The sequence below is a fragment of the Arthrobacter sp. TMN-49 genome (assembly GCF_054511095.1).
Genome location: NZ_JBTNDH010000009.1, coordinates 35,953 through 57,785, shown reverse-complemented (window position 1 = coordinate 57,785; position 21,833 = coordinate 35,953). Strand labels below are relative to the sequence as shown.

The following is a 21,833-nucleotide window of genomic DNA, read 5'->3' as shown; positions in this document are numbered from 1 at the left end:
CTCGCTCCACTGGCTTTTAAAACAGATACACTTTTCGGCCGGCATCAGGCCCTAGTCCAGGTTCGGACTAGAATTAGTGCGCACGAGTAAGTTCTATTCAAGGAGATTTCAGTGGCCAGCTTTGTTGACCGGGTTGTTTTGCACGTATCCGGCGGGACTGGCGGCCACGGCTGCGTCTCAGTTCACAGTGAAAAATTCAAACCGTTGGGCGGGCCCGACGGCGGCAAGGGCGGCGATGGCGGTAGTGTCACCTTCCGTGTCAGCGACCAGACCACCACCTTGCTTGACTTCCACCACGCACCCCACCGTCGCGGCGGCAACGGCCAGCCCGGCATGGGAGACTGGCGCGACGGCAAGGACGGGAATTCGCTGATCCTTGAAGTTCCCGATGGCACTGTCATCAAGGACCGGGACGGCAATGTCCTCGCCGACCTCGTTGGCATCGGCACGGAGTACGTCGCTGCCGCAGGTGGCCAGGGCGGGCTTGGCAACAATGCCCTTTCCTCACTGAAGCGCAAGGCCCCGGGCTTCGCACTGTTGGGTATTGCAGGCTCAGAGGCCGACATTGTCCTTGAGCTGAAGTCCATTGCCGACATCGCGTTGGTGGGCTTCCCGTCCGCCGGTAAGTCCAGCCTCATCGCTGCCATGTCTGCGGCCCGGCCCAAGATTGCCGACTACCCCTTCACCACGCTCATCCCCAACCTGGGCGTTGTCCAAGCCGGCGACGTCCGCTTCACCATGGCCGACGTGCCCGGCCTCATCGAGGGCGCCAGCGAAGGCAAGGGCCTCGGCCACAACTTCCTGCGCCACGTGGAGCGTTGCGCCGCGATTGTGCACGTCCTTGACTGCGCAGCACTCGAGGCCGACCGTGACCCCGTCACCGACCTGGCCGTCATTGAGCGCGAACTCGACCAGTACGACGTCGACATGAGCTTCGCAGGAACCGACGGTGACGTGGTTCCCCTGAACGCCCGTCCCCGCCTGATTGCACTGAACAAGGTAGACTCCCCGGACGGCCGGGACATGGCCGGATTTGTCCGATCTGACTTGGAAGCCCGCGGCTACCGTGTCTTCGAAGTCTCCGCGGCAAGCCATGAGGGCCTGAAGCAGCTTGGCTTCGCGATGGCAGAAATTGTCACGGCAGCACGCAAGGCCGTCGCCGATGCTCCCGTCACGGCCACCCCGGTGGTTCTGCGCCCCCGTGCCGTCAACGAATCATCCTTCACAATTCGCCGCGAAGAGCGCAACCTGTCTCCGTTGTTCCGCGTTCGCGGTGAAAAGCCCGAGCGTTGGGTTGAACAGACCGATTTCCAGAACGAGGAAGCCATCGGATACCTGGCAGACCGGCTGGCGAAGGCCGGCGTCGAGAAGGAACTCTTCAGGATCGGTGCCACACCCGGTGACACGGTGGTCATTGGTGGCGAGCACGGCATGATCTTTGACTGGGAGCCCACCATGATGGGTGGTGCCGAGCATTTGGCGGCCCCCCGCGGTACTGACCTGCGTCTACTGGATCTTGGCGATCGACCCACGCGAGCTCAGAAGCGTGAAGAGCAGCAGGATCGTCGCGATGCGAAGGCTGCTGGCCGCGCGGAGTTGGAATCCGAACGCAAGGCAGGCATCTGGACCGAGTCGAGCAATCGCAAGGCCGCCGAGTCTCGCGTCATTGCCGCTGATCCTGCTGCTGAGGGTGACTCCGGCGACACGGCTGCAGCGCAGAAGTAGTGGGAGATACGGGGCAAGATCAGGTGACCTCAATGAGTTCACGGCGGGGTATGGCCACCGCTGCGCGCATAGTTGTCAAGGTCGGTTCGTCTTCATTGACGTCCGTGGAGGGGGGAATCTCTGAAGATGCCCTCATCAAGATGGTTGCCGTACTGGCGGAGCGCCGGTTGGCGGGGACGGAGATCATCCTGGTCTCCTCCGGTGCCATCGCAGCGGGGTTGTTGCCGCTGGGCTTGAGCCGCCGTCCCAAGGATCTCGCCACCCAGCAAGCGGCGGCCAGTGTGGGTCAGGGTCTGCTCATGGCGCACTATAACCACGCCTTCACCTCACACGGGGTTACTGCCTCGCAGGTGCTACTCACAGCAGAGGACCTGAGGCGGCGCCACCAATACGTCAATGCGCACCGTGCCCTGGAACGGTTGCTGCTCTTGGGTATTGTGCCCATCGTCAACGAAAATGACACAGTTGCCACACACAAGGTGCGCTTCGGCGACAACGACAGGCTGGCCGCCCTGGTGGCTCACCTTGTCAAGGCCGACGCCTTGGTGCTGCTCTCCGATGTGGACTCCCTCTATGACGGTCCGCCGTCCAAGGGTGCCAAGCGTATCCCCGAGATCGCCTCCCCGGAAGACCTGCAAGGGATTGTTATCGGCAGTGCCGGCACGGCGGGCATTGGCACTGGCGGCATGTCCACCAAGGTGCAGGCCGCTTTGATCGCCGCCGAGACCGGAATCCCGGCCCTGGTCACCTCCACCGATCAGGCTGGGGCCGCTCTGGCGGGCGAGGACGTGGGAACCTGGTTTGGTATCAACGGCGACAAGCGTCCTGTGCGTATGCTGTGGCTGGCTCATATGGCTGACATTCGTGGCCGGTTGGTGTTGGACGACGGCGCGGTGCGGGCAGTGAGCGAGCGGCACAAGTCCCTGCTGCCGGCCGGGATCATCTCGGTCAGCGGGGACTTTACTGCCGGGGATGCTGTGGAAATCAGCGACTCCCACGGCAACGTATTCGCTCACGGCCTGGTCAACTACGAGCACTCGGACTTGCCTCAAATGCTGGGCCGATCCACCAAGGAACTGGCCAAGGACCTGGGCCGGGCCTTTGAACGTGAAGTGGTCCACGTTGATGATCTGGTGCTCCTGAACGGCTAGCTCACACCGCGATCTGTGCCGGTGCCCTAGACTTGTGGCATGACCGAACAGATTGTTGAACAAGATATTGCCGCCGAAGTTCGGGCCATCACTGACCGCGCCCGCAGGGCCGCACGTCGCATGGCCGGAGCCAACCGTGCTTGGAAGGACAAGGGGCTTCGCGCGATTGCCAAAGCCTTGTTGGAAAACCAGGACAGGATTTTGGCTGCCAACGCCATGGACCTTGCAGCCGGCAAGGAGAACGGCACGTCCGTTCCCTTGCTTGACAGGCTCACCCTGACTAAACCGCGGGTGCAGGGCTTGGCCGATGCAATGGAAAAACTCGCCACCTTGCCCGATCCTGTGGGCAACGTTGTGCGGGGCCAGACCCTGCCCAACGGCCTGCGCATGCGCCAGATCAACGTGCCGATGGGTGTTGTGGCCGCCATCTATGAGGCACGCCCGAATGTCACGGTGGACATTGCTGGCTTGGCTCTCAAGAGCGGCAACGCCGTGATCCTGCGCGGCGGTACAGCTGCCGCCCACACCAACCGGGCCCTGCTCACTATTCTCCGCGACGCACTGGATGCTGTGGGTTTGCCTGCCGACGCCGTGCAGTCTGTTGACAGGTTTGGCCGCGAAGGCGCCAACTTGATCATGAAGGCACGCGGAGCCGTCGATGTGTTGATTCCCCGTGGCGGCCGCGACCTCATTCAAACTGTGGTGAACAACTCCGCGGTGCCTGTCATTGAGACCGGTGAAGGCAATGTCCACATCTTTATTGACAGCAGCGCCAAGGAAGAGATGAGCGTTGAGATCTTGTTGAACGCCAAGACTCAGCGCCCCAGCGTTTGCAACACTGTGGAGACGTTGCTGGTGCACAAGGATGCCACGGTGCTTTCGGCAGTCCTGACAGCGCTCACCAAGGCCGGTGTCCGCTTGCACGTGGATGAGCGGGTACGCGCGGTCCTGCCGGCAGGGGTCACGGCAACACTTGCCACCGATGAGGACTGGGCCACCGAATACATGGACCTAGACCTGGCCGTAAAGATGGTTGATTCCCTGCCCGAAGCCATCAAGCACATCCGCACCTGGAGCACAGGTCACACGGAAGCAATTTTGACCAACGATCTTGCCAATGCTGAGACGTTCATTGCCGAGATTGACTCCGCCGCCGTCATTGTCAATGCGAGCACCCGTTTCACCGATGGTGGAGAACTGGGCCTTGGCGCCGAAGTGGGTATTTCCACGCAGAAACTGCACGCCCGCGGGCCCATGGGGCTGACCGAGCTGACAACCACCAAATGGATTGTCCAGGGCGAGGGTCAAGTCCGGGGCTAGTCCCCAGCTGCTCCCACCGCTCGCAAGCTCGCGGCGGGGCCCTCGCAGCTGTGGGCCCACCACGCCCTTCTGGACGGGTCGGTGTGCCAGTCTGGGCAGATACCACGTACCATTAGAAGGAATTCAAGCCAACAATGGTCCGGAATCGGTGAAAAGTCCACCCGGCCACGTACCCAAGGGGAGAAATAATGCTGACCCAGCTTGCCGGCGTCGTACTAGCCGCTGCAGAGGAACATGAGGAGCTGGCACCGTTGATCGCGCCGCCGTTTGTGATTGGCGGCATCATGCTCGCAGCATTGCTGCTGCTCATGGTTGTCACGGTGTCCTTCATGAACATGGGTAACCGCCACCTCGCCGTTGACTCCACTGACGATCCGCACCGTCAGCACACGAACAAGCACCTGCACGACAACGGTTCGGCGTCCTCCAATCACTAAGGAAACGCACCGGATACCGCCCCTTGAGGGTGCCCGGGATCGTCTCCGTGTTGGAGTCATGGGTGGAACCTTCGATCCGATCCACCATGGTCACCTTGTCGCAGCCAGTGAGGTTGCGAGTGTTTTTGAGCTTGATGAAGTCATTTTTGTACCCACAGGGGAGCCCTGGCAGAAGGTCAAAGGCGAGGTCAGTGCGGCCGAACACCGCTACTTGATGACGGTCATTGCAACAGCAGCGAATCCACGATTCACTGTCAGCCGGGTGGACATTGACCGCCCAGGCCCCACCTTCACCATCGACACTCTGCGTGATTTGCGGCGTATGCGTCCGGATGCGGACTTGTTCTTCATCACAGGCGCCGACGCCATGGCGCAGATCATGTCGTGGAAGGACAATGACGAATTGTGGGACCTGGCCCACTTTGTGGGTGTGACACGCCCCGGCCATGTGCTCGATAATAGGGGGCGCAAGGACGTAAGTTTGTTGGAGGTACCCGCTATGGCCATTTCATCCACAGATTGCCGAAAGCGTGTAGCTGAGCAAAACCCCGTCTGGTACCTAGTGCCCGATGGGGTGGTGCAATACATTGCCAAGTATCGGCTTTACGTTCAAACGAGCACTGATGCCGGTGCTGGCATTGTGCCGGTGACTTCGAGAACTGAATGAGTAATTGATGAGCAAGGAAAAGGAACCGATTCGTAGCCGCAGGCAACTGCGGGAACAGTCGGGAAACGCCACAGGCGCCGCGGAACAACCGTCGGTGTCAGTTCGCCCTGCCCCCAGCACGCCGCCAAACAGTGCACCGGCTCCACGCGGTGACTCCGGCAGCGACAGCCCAGCACCGCGTGAACGGCAATCGCAAACACGGGCCCGTGACAGGGCCGCCTTACGCGCCTACAAGGAACTCATTGATCCGCCGGGAATGAGCCCCTTGCCGTCGCGGCGCACGCTGCGTCAAGCCCAGCTCGACGCCGAACGGGCGCCCATCACCGCCGTGAACCCGGTGGTTCAGGTGCCCAGCAAGCCGGCAAAGCCGGCTGCTGCTGCCGTTCGGCCGACACCTGTTGAGCCCAACTCCGTTCCGATGGTCACTGCGCAGGCGTTCGCCACCGCGCCAGAATCAGCGCCCGGCGATGAAGGAAAAGCTCATGACGAGCCTGAGGTAGCCGCCGCGCCGTCGCAGTCTCCCAAGAATGCGCAGCCGGCGGCAAAACCGGCTCGTGAACCTGCTGCCGCTGCCAAGGCGGCGAATGCCCCTGGGGCCAATACCCGTGGCGGTCGGCGCGCAGCAGCAATGAACCCGGCGCTCAAGAACCGGCAAGCTGCACAGCAAGACGTGGCAGATCCGGGCACGACACAGGCCGTTGACGCCCCGGTTGAGGATGCCCCGGCAGTGCATGCCGAAGCGCACCTTGACGATGCGGTAGATGCCGCCGAAGCAACCACGGTTCTGCCCGACGACGCACCAGTTGCCAACAGTTCTTCGCCCTTGCCAGAGTTGACTCCCGGCGACGATTACTACCCCGTGTCCGCCGGTCCGCCGCAGATCACTACGCCCAGCACGGAAGAGTTGGCCGTGCTGGCCGCGCAAAAGGCGGAGGACGAGCGCACAGCCATTCTGGCCCTTCGCGCCCAGGCCCGTGAACGACTGGCGCAAGAAAGTGCCAAGAGCAGGCGTCCGGCTGCCGATCCCACGTCAACCAATAACCTGGCCATGGTGACCCCGTTGGAGTTCATCGAGGTGCCAGGTGTGAGCCGGCCCGTGATGCGTCCGCCCACCACCACTCACGTGCCCATTGTGACCCGGTCCACCCCGCGTCAGGCACCGGCCGGAAGGAACCGGACCGGTCAGCCACGCCCGGCGCAGGCGCCAGCGGCTGTCAACGCGGCATCCGCCCACGCGGCCGAAAGCGCCGCCGGAGGCAGCGACGTCGCCAACACTCCCGCGGCAGTGACGCCAAACACCCAGACGTCCGGCAAAGGCTCGGCCATCGTGCCCAACGTCAGTGCAGAGCGCTTCGATGCGGCCCTGGCTGCTTCGGCAGTGCACAGGCCAGGACCTGGCAACAGGCCCCTGACTGGCGGGCGCAGCAGCACGCTTAAGCGAGCCGAAGCGATGGCCACCGGCGGGCACCCAGCTGTTGACCCCGGCGTCGAACAAGTTGAAGTAACTCGCTCACAGATGCCACCCATGCCAGCAGACTACGCCCACGGTCTTGAGCCGTTGGATGCCAGGACGGCCGGTCTGGGACGCACGCAGCGCAACAAGCTGATCCAGTGGGGCAGCCTCTTTATTGGTGGCGCCGGACTTGTGGTTAGCGCCATCGTGTTTTTCACCACCCTTTCACGCTAAATTCTCACCAATCAAAGGAAACAGAAGTGACGGCAACAGAACAGTCAATCGAATTAGTACGCGCAGCGGCGCGTGCGGCATCGGACAAACTGGCCCAGAATGTAACAGCCATTGATGTCAGCGATCGCTTGGCCATCACAGATATTTTCTTCATCGCATCGGCAGCCACCGAACGCCAGGTTAACGCCATCGTCGACGGCATTGAAGATGAGCTGCACAAGTTCGGGCTGCGTCCGGTTCGCCGCGAAGGCCGTTCGGGCGGCCGTTGGGTTCTGCTGGACTACGCGGACATTATTGTGCACGTCCAGCATGAGGAAGATCGCGTCTTCTACGCGCTGGAACGCCTCTACGGCGATTGCCCGGTAGTGGACCTGCAGCTGGCAGCGTCCGATCCTTCAGCCAAGGCTCCCGCAGCTGGCGCTGAAACCGAAGAGTCCGCACACGAAGACTAAACCCCTTTAGGCTCAGGAATGGATATTGTCTTTTGATGGCTGCTACCGAACCAGAGCGCTCAGTGTTGCAACCCGCCGGTCTACGCCGGCGGGTGATTTTTTGGCGACACGGACGCACCTCCTGGAATGCTGCAAGGCGTTTCCAAGGTCAAAGCGATATCCCCTTAGATGAAGTGGGGGCCTCCCAGGCCAGCCGTGCTGCCGCATTGCTGGCGGGGAAGCTTGTGCGCAACGGCAACGGCAACGATCCGAACCTGCAGATCCTCTCATCAGATTTGGCCCGGGCCTTTTCCACTGCCCAGGCGTTGGCGACCTTGACAGGTGGTGATGTTCTGGTGGACCCCCGCCTGCGTGAAACGTATGGCGGGGAATGGGAAGGCAAAACCTTTGACCAGATCATTGAGCAGTTTCCCGAACAGATCCACAAGTGGCAACGAGATGTGCCGGGGGTCCGCGCCGGCGGCGGAGAGACGCGGGTAGAAGTTGCCCATCGCATGGTGTCCGCTGTCCTGGAAAACGTTGACGCCCTGCCGGATGGCGGCACGCTGGTGGTGACCACCCATGGCGGTGCCACCCGAGTGGCTGTGGCGAAAATGCTCGGACTGCCCGAAGACTTATGGCGCACCCTGTCGGGGCTTTCCAACTGTCATTGGTCAGTGCTGGAAGCGTCCCAGTCAGCTGCTGCCGGTACCGGCATCGGGCAGTGGCGGCTGCTGGAACACAACGTTGGCACGCTCCCGGAGCCCTATGAATTACCCGAGGATTTGGCCGAACCCGTAGAGGATTAGGCCGGGGGAATCCGCCGATTTGTCAGCTGGGCAAATCGTGTTCTAGGATAGACAAGTTGTTCCGGCCAAGACCGATTGGTTTGGCTGGAAATAGCGGTTTGGGGCTGTGGCGCAGCTGGTAGCGCACCTGCATGGCATGCAGGGGGTCAGGGGTTCGAGTCCCCTCAGCTCCACCAAACACGACGTGTGGCAAAGATACTATCACGCCGGGTTATAACTGAATATGGTTCTTGTTTTGGGGCTGTGGCGCAGCTGGTAGCGCACCTGCATGGCATGCAGGGGGTCAGGGGTTCGAGTCCCCTCAGCTCCACCAAAATACGCATAAAGTCCGCTCATCCTGCTCTAGGGATGGGCGGACTTTTGTGTTTCCGGACGCTCGGGGGCCGTTGTGGACTTTCGCCCATGGTCGGCCATCATCGAATGTCCACAACGGCCCCCGCGGCGCCCGGCAGGCGCGGAATGGCACGGAGTCGAAGGAACCGGGCCAAAAATGGGACAATAGTGGCGTGTCCATGCCAGATTCCCCACTCATTCCCGCCGCCCGCAGCTACGAGGCAGTGCTGAACAGCATTGAGGCTGACCTTCGGGACGGCAAAATCAAAGTAGGCGATCATCTGCCCGGAGAACGGGCCATGGCCCTAACACACGGGATCTCCCGCGCCTCCGTACGGGACGCCATCCGGATCCTAGACGTCATGGGCGTGGTGCGGACCTCCGTTGGCTCCGGCCCGCAGTCAGGGGCCGTTGTCATAGCCAATCCCAGTGCAGGGCTGGCCTCCACGCTGCGCCTGCACATGGCAACCAGTCATTTCCCCGTGGCCGATATTGTGCAGACCCGCATCATGATGGAAACGTGGGCTGCTGTGGAAGCTGCCCACCACGTTCACGACGACGCCAAAGTGGCCCAGCTGCGCCAGCTACTGGCGGCCATGAACGCCCCGGAGCTTGGCCGGGAGGAGTTCCATGTCCTGGACGCAGCCTTCCACGTACTGTTGAGCTCTTTGGCCGGCAATGCAGTGGTCACGGCCATGATGGAGTCCTTGCGTTCGGCCATCCAAAGCTACGTCAGCGCAGCCATTGACAGTGAAGCCAAATGGGCTTCGATAGTGCCCTCATTGCGCCAACAGCATGAGGGGATCGTGGCGGCAGTGTTGGCTCACGACGGCGGCCGGGCGGCTCACGCTCTCAAGGAACACATTGAATGGTTCCACGCACAGACCCATCCGGCGCCATGAGGTGCCCCTGCCAAAGCGGTGAGCTCCTTGAAAGCTGCTGCGCCAAATACCTCACCACGGCTTCAAGTGACCAACGCGCCTACCCGCCCACAGCCGAGGCGTTGATGCGCTCACGTTTTACTGCGTTCGCGCTTGGTGATGCCCGCTACTTGTTGCGCACCTGGCATCCCTCAACCCGGCCGGCTTCCCTTGATCTGGACGCCGATCAGCAATGGTACTTGCTGGAAATCCTCAGCAGCCAACGTGGCGGCTGTTTTGACCATGAGGGTGTTGTGACCTTTAGGGCCCACTACCGTTCGGCAGCCAACCGCAAGCTCAAGGATTCGTTGACCGAAACCAGCAGTTTTGTCCGCGACGGCAAACAATGGCTGTACGTCGATGCGCTATAAGCTGTGATTCTGGGCACTAAGTAGCACGCCGCAACTTCGGCGCAATTTGCGGCCCTGTAGAGTGGCTCGGTGGAGCAAAATAGCGGAACCCCGGTCATTGACTTTGATTTTGCGCAGCTACGGCGGTTTCCCGATATTGAGGCCGAGAATCTCTTCGCCCACGACGCCACGGATGAGCTGATTCTGCGTGAGGGTGCGCAGGCTCTGGCACTGGCCGGTCACGGCGACGTGGCCATTGTGGGGGAGCGGTACGGTGCCTTGACACTGGCAACCGCCACAGTCCACGGGCTCAGCGGGCTGCGGGTACAACAAGATGGCCTCTCGGGCGAGCATGCGCTGGCGGCGAATGCGTTCCGGGCCGGATTGAGCGAGTCCTACACCTCCATGCCGCTGACCGGCGAACTCTTTGAACACGTCAAGGTGGTCCTGTGGCAACTTCCGCGCAGCCTTGAAGAGGTGGCAGAGGTTGCCGAACTCATCGCAGCCCACGCAGACCCGCAGGTGCAGGTATTTGCCGGTGGGCGCATCAAACACATGACCCTGGCCATGAACACTGTTCTGGCGCAACATTTTTCGGCTGTCACAGCGGGACGGGCCTGGCGTAAATCCCGGCCGCTGTTGGTCAGCGGCCCACTCAACGACGGGGCACCGCAGAGCTTTCCGCGGCGAGAATTTCACGCCGACCTTGACCTCTGGCTGTGCTCCCACGGGGCAACCTTTGGTGGCAGCAAAGTTGACACTGGCACCCGCTTCCTCCTGGAGTTCCTGCCGCGCATGCAGCCCCAGGCCGCCTCCGCCATTGACCTGGGTGCGGGCAACGGCACCATTGCTGCGGCGCTGGCCAAAGCTCGGCCGCACATCAGCGTCATGGCAACTGATCAGTCGGCGGCTGCCGTGGCCTCCACCGCGGCGACAGCAGCTGCCAACGGGCTGCAGGAGCGCATCAAGGTGATTCGCGATGACGCATTGGGTACCTTCGCGGCACAGTCGGTGGACCTGATACTCCTGAACCCGCCCTTTCACATTGGTGCCACAGTCCATGCCGGCATTGCACACAAACTTTTTGCCGCAGCAGCACGTGTCTTGGCGCCCGGCGGTGAGCTTTGGTGCGTGTACAACCGTCATTTGGAGTACAGGTCAGCGCTGGAAAAGTTGGTGGGTCCCACAGAGGTGGTGGGGCGCAACAGCAAGTTCACGGTGAGCGTTTCACGGAAATCTTAAGGAAAACTTGAGGAACTCTTAAGCTCAAAATCGCTCTTCGCGTCGTGGCGGTCACGCTTAGTGGCCCGGAGCGGGGTAATCTGGCAGCTGAGTATTGGGTGACTCGCTGACGTTTTTTATGAATGTAATCTGACAAGGAGAAAATGTTGGGTGTTCCCGAGGGTGGTTTGCCGCAGCGGCGCCGTGGCACAAATCTTCCCAAAATGGGTGATTACAACCAGGCTGTCATCCTGGACTCCATCCGCCGCTCCGCTGAGGGTCTCAGCCGTGTGGAGCTGGCTGCCTCGGCAGGCCTGGCTGCGCAAACTGTTTCCAATATTTGCCGCCGCCTCCTTGACACCGAGTTGATTGTTGAAGCCGGCAAGGAAACGTCCGGTCCGGGCAAGCCAAGGACCATTCTGCGCCTGAACCCGCGCGGCATGTACGCCATTGGGCTGCACATTGACCCCGCCCTGACCAGCTATGCTCTGGTCGACGCTGTGGGTACAGTCCTGGTGTCCGTTGATGAGGCCACTGACCTTGTCAGCCGCCCGAGCGATGCCGTGAAAGCCATGGGTGCCAAGATCCGCAGCATCATTGACGCCTCGGGCGTTGAGGAGCACCGGATAGCAGGGGTTGGTGTTGCCACCCCCGGACCCGTTGATGCTGCCAGTGGCACGGTCGTGGAGCCGCCGCATATGCCCGGCTGGACGCGGGTTCCCTTGCAGGAGCTGCTGCGCGAGTCCACGGGTCTGCCCGTTGTGGTGGACAAGGACGTGACAGCCGCCGCCGTGGCCGAGCTGTGGGCCGGTTCGGCGGCCAGTGCAAGCGACTTTGTGTTTGTGTACATTGGCACCGGCATTGGTGCCGGCCTGGTGCTCAACGATGAAGCAGTTCGCGGAGCGTCGGGAAACGTCGGCGAAATTGGGCACATCATCACCGACCCTGACGGCCCTGAGTGTGATTGTGGCCGCCGGGGTTGTGTCAAAGTCACGTGCATGCCCGAAACGTTGGTGGCGCAGGCCCGCGCCGCTGGCGTCCTGGCCCCCGCCGATCCGCACACGCCGCAATCACTGCCCGACGACGTGGCGGCGCTGGCTCAGGCGGCTGCCGACGGCAACCCCCAAGCTCAAGAAATTCTGGCCAGGTCCATACGGCTCATGGCCGGCGCCGTGTCGGTCCTGACCAACCTGCTCGATGTGGAGCGGGTTGTCTTTGGCGGACCATTCTGGCCGGCACTGGCACCGGCGTACCTGGCCCAGATGCCGGGGCTGCTGGAACGGTTGAGTGTTACCACCAGTGTTCACTCGGTTGACGTGGTTGGCACCATTGTGAATTCCGGTGAGGAAGCCTTCGGTGCTGCCTGCTTGGTCATGGAGAAGACCTTCAACCCCAAGGCGGCGCAGCTCCTGCTGGACTCGAAGCTCTAGCCACCGGAAGTTTAGTCAACGCCCTCATGGATCACGCCAAAGGGAACCGCAAGGTCAATATGGGCCTGAATCAGGTGCGGATTGATGATCACCCGTACACCGTGGTTCTTCTCGGCAACTGATTGCTGCAAGACTGGCAGAACTGTGGCGATGAAGTCCTCGTCACGGCCTTGCAAGTACTCTTCATAGGAGGCTGGCAACTGGTTCATGAACCATACTGTAGTCCCCGGCCAGCGTCAGGGACAGGGCAAGATGGGAAGTTCTCCCCATTGCAGCAATGCCGGGCGTGGGGTGAGCTGGACAGGACAATATTGCCCAGAGCTGTGCCATCGAAAGGCCCCGACACCGTGTTACCCACTGCTACAGTCAGTTCCCGGATCGAACCCGCAGAGCTGGAGCATGCCCAACACCTGGTGAGTAGCATTTCGCGCAGCTTTGAGAGCAAAGTGGTGGGCCAGACGCGCCTGCGTGAAACCTTGCTGATCTCGCTGATGACTGGCGGGCACGTGCTGTTGGAGTCGGTTCCGGGTCTGGCCAAGACCACTGCAGCCCAGACACTTGCTGATTGCGTCAGCGCCGTCTTTCACCGCATTCAGTGCACCCCTGACCTTTTGCCCAGTGACATTGTGGGCACCCAGATTTACGACGCCGCCAAGGGCAGCTTTGTGACCGCGCTGGGACCGGTTCACGCCAATATTGTGTTGTTGGATGAGATCAACCGTTCCAGCGCCAAAACACAGTCAGCCATGCTCGAGGCCATGCAGGAACGCCAGACCACCATCGGTGGCCAGGTGTACGCCCTCCCGCAGCCGTTCATGGTCATGGCCACGCAGAACCCCATTGAGCAGGAAGGCACCTACCAGCTGCCCGAGGCCCAGATGGACAGGTTCATGCTCAAGGATGTGCTGGATTATCCCAGCCCCGTGGAGGAGGCCGAGGTGATCCGGCGGATTGATGCCGGCGTGTTCCTGGCCAGCGCCACACCCACGGCCGTGGCAACCCTTGACCAGGTGCGTGCCCTGCAAGCCACCGTCAAGAAGGTCTATCTGGACCCGGCGCTGGTGAACTACATTGTGGGTCTTGTCTACGTCACCCGCCATGCGGCACAGTACATTGACCCGAAGCTTGCCGGGTTGATCGAGTTTGGGGCCAGCCCCCGCGCCAGCATCGCCTTCACCCAGGCAGCGCGCGCCCTGGCGCTCCTGCAGGGCCGCGACCATGTCATCCCGGAGGATGTGAAGGCGCTGGCCGAACGGGTGCTGCGGCACAGGATCATCCTGGGCTTTGAGGCGGTGGCGGAGAACATCAAGGTGGAGAAGATCGTTGCCGCCATCGTTGATTCAGTGCAGACACCTTAGGGATACGTGGGTACCTTATTGACGGCGGTCAAATCAAAGACGTACATCTTTGCCCACCGCCGGGCCCGGGGGATGCTCGACGGCGAATACGCCTCCGTCTTCCGGGGCCGCAGCCTGGACTTTGATGACCTTCGTGACTACGTCCCGGGGGATGAGGTGCGCGACATTGACTGGAAGGCCACGGCCCGGGTGGGGACACCCCTGATCAAGCGCTATGTTGCCACCCGCCGCCAGCAGCTGCTCTTTGTTGCCGATACGGGGCGGAACATGGCCGCCGTCGCCCTTGGCGGTGAGATCAAGAAGGACGTTGCCGTGATGGTCATGGGTGTTATTGGTTCCCTGGCCCTTCGCCACGGGGATTCGGTGGCTTTGGTGTACGGCGACGGCGCATCCTCGCTGACGTTGCCGGCCAGAGGGACCGAGAGCCATCTTGAGCAGGTCCTGCGCCAGGTGGACGCGGCGGCACTGGGCAATGGTCCCAGTGAGCTCTGCGCCAGGCTGGAGTACGTCGCCTCGCACTACAAGCAACGCATGCTCCTGGTGGTCATGGCCGATGAGGTAGAGGCCGATGAGCGCCTGAGCAGGGTGCTCCGCCGTCTGCGCGCCCAGCATGAGATCTTGTGGGTGCAGCTGGCCGACGCGGCGCTCGCAGGACCAGGCGCCGTGCACGGTGCAGGAATTGACGTGGCCGGGCTGGAAACCGTGCTGATGCTGCTGGCCCAGGATCCGGGGCTGGCCAACAGCTACCTGCACGCGACGGCCGCGCGCGCCCAGGCCCTCGCTGATGTGCTGACATCCAATGGCATTGCCGCCACAAACATCGGCTCCACCTCCGAGGTTATGACAAAGATCTTTGCCCTGCTGGAAAGCCACCGCCGTGCCCACTGACGCAACGTTCTACGCCCCCGTGGGCTACTCGGTGTGGTGGCCGTTGGCCGGTGTTGCACTGTTGATCCTGTGCCTTGGCTGGTTTGCCTGGCTGTGGATCTCCACCCGGGCCAGCGCCGAGGCGGACGTGCCCGATTTTGTGGCGCCCAGAAACCCGGAGTCAGTCAGGGGAAAGTATTGGGCCCTGATCGCTGCGATTGAACAAAGGTACGACGCCGGGACGCTCAGTGCCCGTGCTGCCCACCTTGAGCTGAGCATGGCCGTGCGCACCTTCGTCCATGAAATGACGGGGCTGAAGGCCCAGCGCATGACACTGGCCCAACTACGCGGGCACCAACTACCGCTCGTGGCGGACGCCGTGGAGCTGTTTTACCCGGGCGAGTTCGCCGAGCACAGCCACCATCTCACCGTGGCCGGCTCCGTCCAAACGGCACGAAACGTGGTGGGCTCGTGGCGCTGAAATACTGGTGGCTGGTTCCCCTGGGCCTGGCCGTGCTGGCAACAGTTGTCGTGGTGCTGTGGCGCCGACCCAGGCCAAGCCAAGACTTGGTGCCGGTGGCCCATGCCGACAGGCTGACGGCGCTACCGGCCTACAAGAAGGCTGTGGCGCGGCACAGAAGGTGGCTGGTGACTGCCCTGGCGGCGCTGGCCGTTCTGGCGGTGTCGTTGATTGTGGCAGCCGCGCGGCCCGTCAGTGAAAGCACCAGCATCCCGGAACAGCGCAACAGGGACATCATGCTGTGCCTGGACGTGTCCGGCTCCATGCTGGACACCGACGAGGCCATTGTGAGCGTCTTTGCAGACCTGGTGGGCAAGTTCAAGGGCGAGCGCATCGGGCTGACAATTTTTGATTCCAGCGCCGTCATGGCGTTCCCGCTCACGGATGACTACGATTTTGTGGCCGAAGAGCTCAAGCTGGCCAAGAAGGCGCTGAGTGCCGATGCCACCAGTTTCGGGTACCTGGCCGGCACCTATGAGGCCGCCGGTTCCTCGCTCATTGGCGACGGTTTGGCCAGCTGCGTCAACGGCTTCCCGGCAACAACAGACACGAAAAGGTCCCGGTCCATCATTTTTGCCACCGACAATATGCTTTCCGGCAAGCCCATCTTCACCCTGGCCCAGTCCACCACCTTGGCCAAGAGCGCCAACACCCGTATCTATGCACTGAATCCCAATGACTACGGCTCAATACCGGCCTTCGCCTCCGCCGCCAAGGGGTTGCAGGACACGGCGCGTGCCACAGGCGGTGCCTACTATCCGCTGGAATCGCAGGCAGCCGTTGAATCCATTGTGAACAAGGTGCAAGCCACCGAGGCCTCACTTCTCAAGGGTGCCCCGCACCGGTTGATCGTGGACCACCCCGGCCTGGCCATGGGTGTTGCCCTCCTGGCCTTGCTGGTCTTTGGTGCTGCCGGCTGGAGGCTGCGCCGATGACCTTCTTGCCCCTTGTCACGCCCTGGGTCTTTTGGCCCCTGGCCGTGCTGCTGCTGGCAGCCTCGGCATATTTGCTCCTGAAGAGCCGCAGTGCTGCGCGTTGGCGCTACGCACTGCTGGTGGTGCTGGTAGTCCTGGCCGGCGCGCGTCCGGGCCTGGCGGGGGCGTCGGCACCGGTGGCAACGACCGATCTCAATGTGTTCTTTGTGGTGGATGTGACACCCAGCTCTTCGGCCGAAGACTACAACGGCAAGGATCCCCGGTTGGAGGGCATGAAGGCTGACATCAACGCACTGGCCACAGAACTTGCCGGTGCACGGTTTTCGGTGATCACCTTTGACAGCAACGCCACAGTGGTGCTGCCACTGACAACAGACGCCACGGCCCTAAACACGCTGACGCAGGTGCTCACGCCCAAATCCAGCTACTCCTCCCAGGGCAGTAGCATCAGCGGGGCGGCCCCCTTGTTGGGTGAACGCTTGGCCGCGTCACAGAAAGCACACCCCACCAGGCCGCGGCTGGTGTTTTACTTCGGCGACGGCGAGCAAACGGCCAGCAAGGCCCCCGAACCGTTCTCGCAGGGCACGGACTTGATCGACGGGGGAGCCGTGCTGGGTTATGGCACCGCCGCTGGCGGGCAGATGCGCGAATACACCTTCAGCCTGAACAAGCCAGGACCCTACATCATGGACAAGTCAGCCGGCTACAAGCCGGCCATTTCACGGCTTGATGAGAAAGCGCTCAACGGCATTGCCCAGCAATTGCAGATCCCCTATGTTCACCGGGCCGCTCCTGCGAACATTGCCGCCGCCTTGACCGACTCGGCGCCCAAGGCGGCCGTGCAGTCGACGACGCTGGGTGAACGGGCGGGCCGGTGGGAAGTCTATTGGCTGTTTGCGCTGGCGGCCTTCGGGGTTGTGGTGTGGGAGGTGGCGCTGCTCAGTAGCGCCTACCGCCAGTTGCAGCGTCCCCGAAAGGAAATGCCATGAGCATCGACTCTGTCCAAGCCACGCCAGCGCCCGAGAGGCTGCGCCGGCGGCGGAAACTGTTGTTGGCGTCGGCACCTGTGGCGCTAGTGACTGTGGTGGTGGCCCTCAAACTGCTGTCACTGCCCATCTCCGCCGCTCAGGCGGAGAACTCCTATGCCGGCGGTCAAGCCGACGGCACGCTCAAGGCAGGCCAAGCCATGGGGGTCCTGAACATGGTGGAACGGTACAAGGCGCACTTCGCCCAAGGCGACGGTTTTGTTTTACGCGGTGACTTCCTCAAGGCTCGGGAACAGTTTGTTGCAGCGCTGGAACTAGTACCGGCCAACGAGTCCTGCAAGGTGCGCGTGAACCTTGTGCTCAGCCTGGAAAAACTCGGTGAGTCGAAGGAACAGGCCGGGGACCCGGCGTCGGCCAAGGCCTTGTACGCGCAAGGGCGTGAGGTGATCGCCCAGGCGCCGCCGGATTGTTTTGCACCCGAGAGCGAAAACAATCAAGACGGCGAGGGTGAGGCCCTCACGGAGGCGCAAAAGCGGCTGGCGGAGAAGGATGCCGCCGGCAAGGGCGATGCGCCACAGCAGCCGCAGGACGGCGGTGAGGCCCCTGCGCAGGAGCCGCCGCCGAGCAAGCTGGAGCAGTTGAAAAAGAACGGCCAACAAGCGCAGCAGGAACGCAGCAAGAGCAAACAACTCGACGACGAACTCTCCAATACCGAACCGGAGCAGTACGCCAAGCCCTGGTAGTTGCACGAGCTGCGCACGGCAGACCCTCGGATGGGTCATTAATTCGGTGAGGCGGCCAGTTTGGGGTGGTTGGCCGAACAAATTTAGCGAAACATTCCGTAAAGTTGCGTCGTAATTCGATCTCAACTTGGTGCTGTCAAAAAATAGTGCCTATTATTGGACAAACGTTAGTTCCTCAACGTGTGTCAGCGACCCTTGGTTGAATCGAGGGTGTGGGTGCCCCCATGTGGGCCTGACATTTGCTGGCGGATCCCGGCACCCCTGACAGCTGCAGCATTCGCAGTGTGCAGGGCCGGGTTCGCCCCACCTTTTACGAAAACGTGACTGTTGCTGCCTTTCGGTATTCTAGACGCCGAGGTAGTGACGCTCGACACATCCTGAAGGACCAAGCAAATGTCTCCTCCGAGCCTTATACAGGCATCGGCGCCGTCGACACAGAGTGCGCCGATTGCCCTTTCCTATGAACTATTTCCGCCCCGCAACGAAGCGGCCTCAGCATCGCTCTGGGACACCATTCGCGAGCTGGAGTGCACCAACCCGGACTACGTCGCAGTCACCTATGGCGCCAACGGCAGTAACCGGAACACGGCCGTGGAGCTACTTAACCGCCTGTTGACGGAAACGTCGCTGCGACCGCTGGCGCACCTGACCTGCGTGGGCAACACGGCAGATGAGCTGGCCGAGATCATCTCCGAGCTCCTGGACCACGGGGTGCGCGGCATTCTGGCACTGCGTGGCGACCTGCCCAAGGATGCCCCGACCCAGCCACGGGCCGGTTCGCTGACCTATGCCCAGGACTTGATTGAACTGATCCGCCGTGTGGAGCAGCGCCGGTCGGCACTGCTGTGCGCCGGCAAGGTGGCCATTGGCGTGGCGGCCTACCCGGCACAGCATCCGGAATCGCCCTCCATTGAGCATGACGTCGAGGTGCTTTTGGCGAAGCAGCGCTCCGGTGCCGACTTTGCCATCACCCAGGTGTTCTTCCATGCCGACCAGTACAAGGACCTGGTCAGCCGGGCCCGCCGGGCGGGAGTGAGTATTCCCCTCATTCCCGGCGTGATGCCGCTGACCAGTTTGCGCCGTGTTCAGCGACTGGGGGACATGACGGGCGTTGCGCCGTCGACCACGTTGCTCGATGCCTTGGGCAGGGCCGACGGCGCCGCCGAAAGCCGCCGCATTGGCGTCGCCGCAACTGTCGACTTGGCCCGTGCCGCGCTGGATGCTGGCGCCCCCGGCATCCACCTCTACACGTTCAACGAGCACGCAGCCGCCTTGGAGGTGTTGGACAAGCTGCAACTGCTTCGCCCCGGCCGCCCGGCGCTAAGACTGAGGGGCGTCCCCAGCCCCGTTGCCAGCCCAGCACGCCTTGTCAGGGCCTGAACACGCCCCTGACACCACCCTTGTGAATAATCTTCGTTTCAACATATCTAAGGAAGTTCCCATGTCGAACACCCCCGTTTTCCCCGCCGCCTCCCTGTTGGGCTACCCGCGCATCGGCCGTCGTCGTGAATTGAAGAAGGCCATTGAAGCATTCTGGGCCGGCAAGATTGACGCCGTTGAGCTCGATGCCGCCGCCAAGGACATCCAGCTGGGCGCAGCCCGCCGCCTGACCGAATTGGGCCTGACCGAGGCAGCAGCCATCCCCGGTACCTTCTCCTACTACGACCAGGTGCTCGACGCCGCAACCCACATCGGTGCCGTACCGGCCCGCTTCGGCGATCTGCGCAACGCCGACGGCCAGCTGGACATCAACGCCTACTTCACCTTGGCCCGCGGCACGGTTGAGCAGCAGCCCCTGGAAATGACCAAGTGGTTCGACACCAACTACCACTACCTGGTGCCGGAAATTGGCCCGGAGACAGCCTTCTCGCTGACCTCCAACCGCATTGTTGAGCAGTTCGAATATGCGCTGGCCAACGGTTTTGAAACCCGCCCCTACCTGGTGGGCCCGGTGACCTTCTTGCTCCTGAGCAAGGCCAGCGACGACGCACCGGCCGGCTTCTCACCCCTCTCACGTTTGGAAGATGTGCTCCCGGTCTACGCCGAACTGCTGACCCGCCTGGGTGCTGCCGGCGCCAGCTGGGTTCAGCTCGATGAGCCGGCACTGGTTGCCGATCAGGACGTTTCGGTTGCCGTCATCCAGGCCGCCGTTGCCCGCAGCTACGAATTCCTCGGTGCTGCTGCCGGACGCCCCGCCATCTTGGTGTCCACCCCGTTCGGCGCCCTTGCCGAATTGCTGCCCACCCTGGCTGCAACCCCCATCGAGGCGCTGCACATTGACGCGTTCAAGGGCGCCGTGCCTTCCGCTGGAGAACTGGTACTGCTGGCCGGCAAGACTGTTGTTGCCGGTGTGGTTGACGGTCACAACATCTGGCGCAACGATCTGGCCGAGTCAGCTGCCAGGCTCGATGCCCTCAAGGCTGCCGGGTTGAGCGTCACAGTCTCCACCTCCACCTCCACCCAGCACGTCCCGCATGACGTCACGGAGGAAACCCAGCTCTCCGCGGAACTGCGCAGCTGGTTGGCGTTCGCCGACCAGAAGGTCACCGAAGTGGTGACGCTGGCCGCCCATCTGGTGGACCCGGCGTCGTCAGCTGCGGCCATCGCAGAGGCCTCCGCCATCATCGCCGCCCGCGCCGTTGCTCCCGGCGTCAAGCGTCCCGAGGTTCGCGACCGCCTGGCCGCGCTGACCCCGGCCGACTTCACCCGCTCCGAATACCCTGTACGTGTTGCCGCCCAGGAAGCAGCGCTGGCCTTGCCGCCGCTGCCCACCACCACCATTGGCTCCTTCCCGCAGACCAGTGAGATCCGCTCGGCCCGTGCCCGCGCCAACAAGGGCGCCATCACCCGGGACGAGTACACCACGCTGATGAAGGAAGAGATCAAGCGCGTGGTGGACCTGCAAGAAGAACTCGGCTTTGATGTTCTGGTGCACGGCGAGCCCGAGCGCAACGACATGGTCCAGTACTTTGCCGAGAACTTGGCAGGCTTCGACGTCACAGTCCACGGCTGGGTCCAGTCCTACGGCAGCCGCTGCACCCGCCCGTCCATCCTCTGGGGTGATGTGACCCGCGAGAAGGCCATCACCGTTGAGTGGGCCGAATACGCACAGTCACTGACCAGCAAGCCCATGAAGGGCATGCTCACGGGTCCTGTCACGATCCTGGCCTGGAGCTTTGTACGCGACGACCAGCCCCTGGGCGACACAGCCAACCAGGTGGGCCTGGCCCTGCGCGATGAGATCGCGGACCTGGAAGCCGCCGGCATCCGGATCATCCAGGTCGATGAGCCCGCCCTGCGTGAGCTGTTGCCGCTGCGTCGCGCCGACCAGGCCGCGTACCTGGACTGGTCAGTGAACTCCTTCCGCCTCTCCACGGCTGGCGCCGTTGACGGCACCCAAATCCACACCCACCTGTGCTACTCCGAATTTGGTGTCATCATCGACGCCATTGACGGTCTGGACGCAGACGTGACCTCCATCGAGGCAGCCCGCTCCCGCATGGATGTTGTCAACGATCTGGAAGCCCACGGCTTCGGCCGCGGCGTAGGCCCGGGCGTGTACGACATCCACAGCCCTCGCGTCCCCGGCCAGGCCGAGGTCTCCGAACTGTTGGGTACTGCCGTCATGCACGTTCCTGCCCGCCAGCTCTGGGTCAACCCGGACTGTGGCCTGAAGACCCGCGGTTACGCCGAGACTGAAGAGTCCCTGCGCAACCTGGTCAACGCCACGAAGGAAGTTCGCGCCCAGCTGGTCTAGTCCCCACGCCCTCCCGAGGTCCAGCCGCTTTACGCCAGAAGGCGTTCCTTGTCTCCCTCACGGTTGGCAGGGGACGCCTTCTGCATATAAGGACGGGCTGAGGGCAACAGGACAGCATGTGCAGGGGTGAAGTGCTCGGCGCTAGGGTTTCGTGCGGCGGCGGCGCTGGAACGATGCTGTGATGCC

At 62.5% G+C, this 21,833-nt stretch carries 21 protein-coding genes and 2 tRNA genes; 22 read left to right on the top strand and 1 reads right to left on the bottom strand.

Features of this window, described 5'->3' with window-relative positions; all coding sequences use genetic code 11:
* Positions 1 to 111 precede the first annotated feature (111 nt).
* From obgE to ACX80E_RS05895, 14 genes are all read left to right on the top strand, one after another.
* The gene (gene obgE, locus ACX80E_RS05960; protein WP_459300987.1) at positions 112 to 1,725 is read left to right on the top strand and encodes a GTPase ObgE; all 1,614 of its coding nucleotides are present in this window, start codon (positions 112 to 114) and stop codon (positions 1,723 to 1,725) included.
* Positions 1,726 to 1,757: 32 nt separating this feature from the next.
* Positions 1,758 to 2,876: a glutamate 5-kinase gene (gene proB / locus ACX80E_RS05955; RefSeq protein WP_459300986.1), complete on the top strand. Its 1,119-nt coding sequence runs from the start codon at positions 1,758 to 1,760 to the stop codon at positions 2,874 to 2,876.
* Between the two features lie 39 nt (positions 2,877 to 2,915).
* A complete protein-coding gene (locus ACX80E_RS05950) occupies positions 2,916 to 4,196 on the top strand; it encodes a glutamate-5-semialdehyde dehydrogenase (protein ID WP_459300985.1) in 1,281 nt (426 codons plus the stop codon).
* A gap of 188 nt (positions 4,197 to 4,384) precedes the next feature.
* Positions 4,385 to 4,633, top strand: a complete 249-nt coding sequence (locus ACX80E_RS05945) for a hypothetical protein (RefSeq protein ID WP_459300984.1) — start codon at positions 4,385 to 4,387, stop codon at positions 4,631 to 4,633.
* 13 nt (positions 4,634 to 4,646) lie between these two features.
* The gene (nadD, locus tag ACX80E_RS05940; protein WP_459301029.1) at positions 4,647 to 5,300 is read left to right on the top strand and encodes a nicotinate-nucleotide adenylyltransferase; all 654 of its coding nucleotides are present in this window, start codon (positions 4,647 to 4,649) and stop codon (positions 5,298 to 5,300) included.
* Positions 5,301 to 5,307: 7 nt separating this feature from the next.
* Positions 5,308 to 6,987: a hypothetical protein gene (locus ACX80E_RS05935; protein WP_459300983.1), complete on the top strand. Its 1,680-nt coding sequence runs from the start codon at positions 5,308 to 5,310 to the stop codon at positions 6,985 to 6,987.
* A gap of 26 nt (positions 6,988 to 7,013) precedes the next feature.
* Positions 7,014 to 7,439, top strand: coding sequence for a ribosome silencing factor (rsfS, locus tag ACX80E_RS05930; protein ID WP_459300982.1), 426 nt, complete (start codon positions 7,014 to 7,016; stop codon positions 7,437 to 7,439).
* Between the two features lie 35 nt (positions 7,440 to 7,474).
* Positions 7,475 to 8,227, top strand: a complete 753-nt coding sequence (locus tag ACX80E_RS05925) for a histidine phosphatase family protein (RefSeq protein WP_459300981.1) — start codon at positions 7,475 to 7,477, stop codon at positions 8,225 to 8,227.
* Between the two features lie 100 nt (positions 8,228 to 8,327).
* Positions 8,328 to 8,403: transfer RNA gene (locus ACX80E_RS05920), tRNA-Ala, on the top strand.
* A gap of 61 nt (positions 8,404 to 8,464) precedes the next feature.
* A tRNA-Ala gene (locus ACX80E_RS05915) sits at positions 8,465 to 8,540 on the top strand.
* Between the two features lie 199 nt (positions 8,541 to 8,739).
* Complete coding sequence (locus ACX80E_RS05910; RefSeq protein ID WP_459301028.1) at positions 8,740 to 9,462, top strand: FadR/GntR family transcriptional regulator; 723 nt, start codon at positions 8,740 to 8,742, stop codon at positions 9,460 to 9,462.
* Positions 9,429 to 9,851 carry a YchJ family protein gene (locus ACX80E_RS05905; protein WP_459300980.1) on the top strand — a complete coding sequence of 141 codons (423 nt, stop codon included), beginning with the start codon at positions 9,429 to 9,431 and terminating at the stop codon, positions 9,849 to 9,851. The genes ACX80E_RS05910 and ACX80E_RS05905 overlap by 34 nt, the downstream gene beginning before the upstream one ends.
* Before the next feature lie 69 nt (positions 9,852 to 9,920).
* Positions 9,921 to 11,072: a class I SAM-dependent methyltransferase gene (locus ACX80E_RS05900; RefSeq protein WP_459300979.1), complete on the top strand. Its 1,152-nt coding sequence runs from the start codon at positions 9,921 to 9,923 to the stop codon at positions 11,070 to 11,072.
* A 203-nt stretch (positions 11,073 to 11,275) separates the two neighbouring features.
* Positions 11,276 to 12,481, top strand: a complete 1,206-nt coding sequence (locus ACX80E_RS05895; protein ID WP_459300978.1) for an ROK family protein — start codon at positions 11,276 to 11,278, stop codon at positions 12,479 to 12,481.
* 11 nt (positions 12,482 to 12,492) lie between these two features.
* Here the strand turns inward: ACX80E_RS05895 and ACX80E_RS05890 are convergent, their stop codons facing one another.
* Complete coding sequence (locus ACX80E_RS05890) at positions 12,493 to 12,690, bottom strand: hypothetical protein (RefSeq protein WP_459300977.1); 198 nt, start codon at positions 12,688 to 12,690, stop codon at positions 12,493 to 12,495.
* Between the two features lie 138 nt (positions 12,691 to 12,828).
* On the opposite strand from ACX80E_RS05890, the gene ACX80E_RS05885 reads away from it, so the two are divergent.
* The 8 genes from ACX80E_RS05885 (at position 12,829) to metE (ending at position 21,647) form a co-directional block, all read left to right on the top strand.
* Entirely contained in the window at positions 12,829 to 13,839 is a 1,011-nt protein-coding gene (locus ACX80E_RS05885; RefSeq protein WP_459300976.1) for an AAA family ATPase, read from the top strand.
* A 6-nt stretch (positions 13,840 to 13,845) separates the two neighbouring features.
* Positions 13,846 to 14,727, top strand: a complete 882-nt coding sequence (locus ACX80E_RS05880) for a DUF58 domain-containing protein (RefSeq protein ID WP_459300975.1) — start codon at positions 13,846 to 13,848, stop codon at positions 14,725 to 14,727.
* Positions 14,717 to 15,187 (top strand): hypothetical protein, encoded by a 471-nt coding sequence (locus ACX80E_RS05875; RefSeq protein WP_459300974.1) that lies wholly within the window; start codon positions 14,717 to 14,719, stop codon positions 15,185 to 15,187. Before ACX80E_RS05880 ends, ACX80E_RS05875 begins: the two co-directional genes overlap by 11 nt.
* Positions 15,178 to 16,161, top strand: a complete 984-nt coding sequence (locus ACX80E_RS05870) for a VWA domain-containing protein (RefSeq protein ID WP_459300973.1) — start codon at positions 15,178 to 15,180, stop codon at positions 16,159 to 16,161. Before ACX80E_RS05875 ends, ACX80E_RS05870 begins: the two co-directional genes overlap by 10 nt.
* Positions 16,158 to 17,150 (top strand): VWA domain-containing protein, encoded by a 993-nt coding sequence (locus tag ACX80E_RS05865; protein ID WP_459300972.1) that lies wholly within the window; start codon positions 16,158 to 16,160, stop codon positions 17,148 to 17,150. Before ACX80E_RS05870 ends, ACX80E_RS05865 begins: the two co-directional genes overlap by 4 nt.
* Positions 17,147 to 17,890, top strand: a complete 744-nt coding sequence (locus tag ACX80E_RS05860) for a hypothetical protein (RefSeq protein WP_459300971.1) — start codon at positions 17,147 to 17,149, stop codon at positions 17,888 to 17,890. The genes ACX80E_RS05865 and ACX80E_RS05860 overlap by 4 nt, the downstream gene beginning before the upstream one ends.
* Before the next feature lie 393 nt (positions 17,891 to 18,283).
* Positions 18,284 to 19,270 carry a methylenetetrahydrofolate reductase gene (locus tag ACX80E_RS05855; protein ID WP_459300970.1) on the top strand — a complete coding sequence of 329 codons (987 nt, stop codon included), beginning with the start codon at positions 18,284 to 18,286 and terminating at the stop codon, positions 19,268 to 19,270.
* Between the two features lie 61 nt (positions 19,271 to 19,331).
* The gene (gene metE, locus ACX80E_RS05850) at positions 19,332 to 21,647 is read left to right on the top strand and encodes a 5-methyltetrahydropteroyltriglutamate--homocysteine S-methyltransferase (RefSeq protein ID WP_459300969.1); all 2,316 of its coding nucleotides are present in this window, start codon (positions 19,332 to 19,334) and stop codon (positions 21,645 to 21,647) included.
* The last annotated feature ends 186 nt before the right edge of the window (positions 21,648 to 21,833 follow it).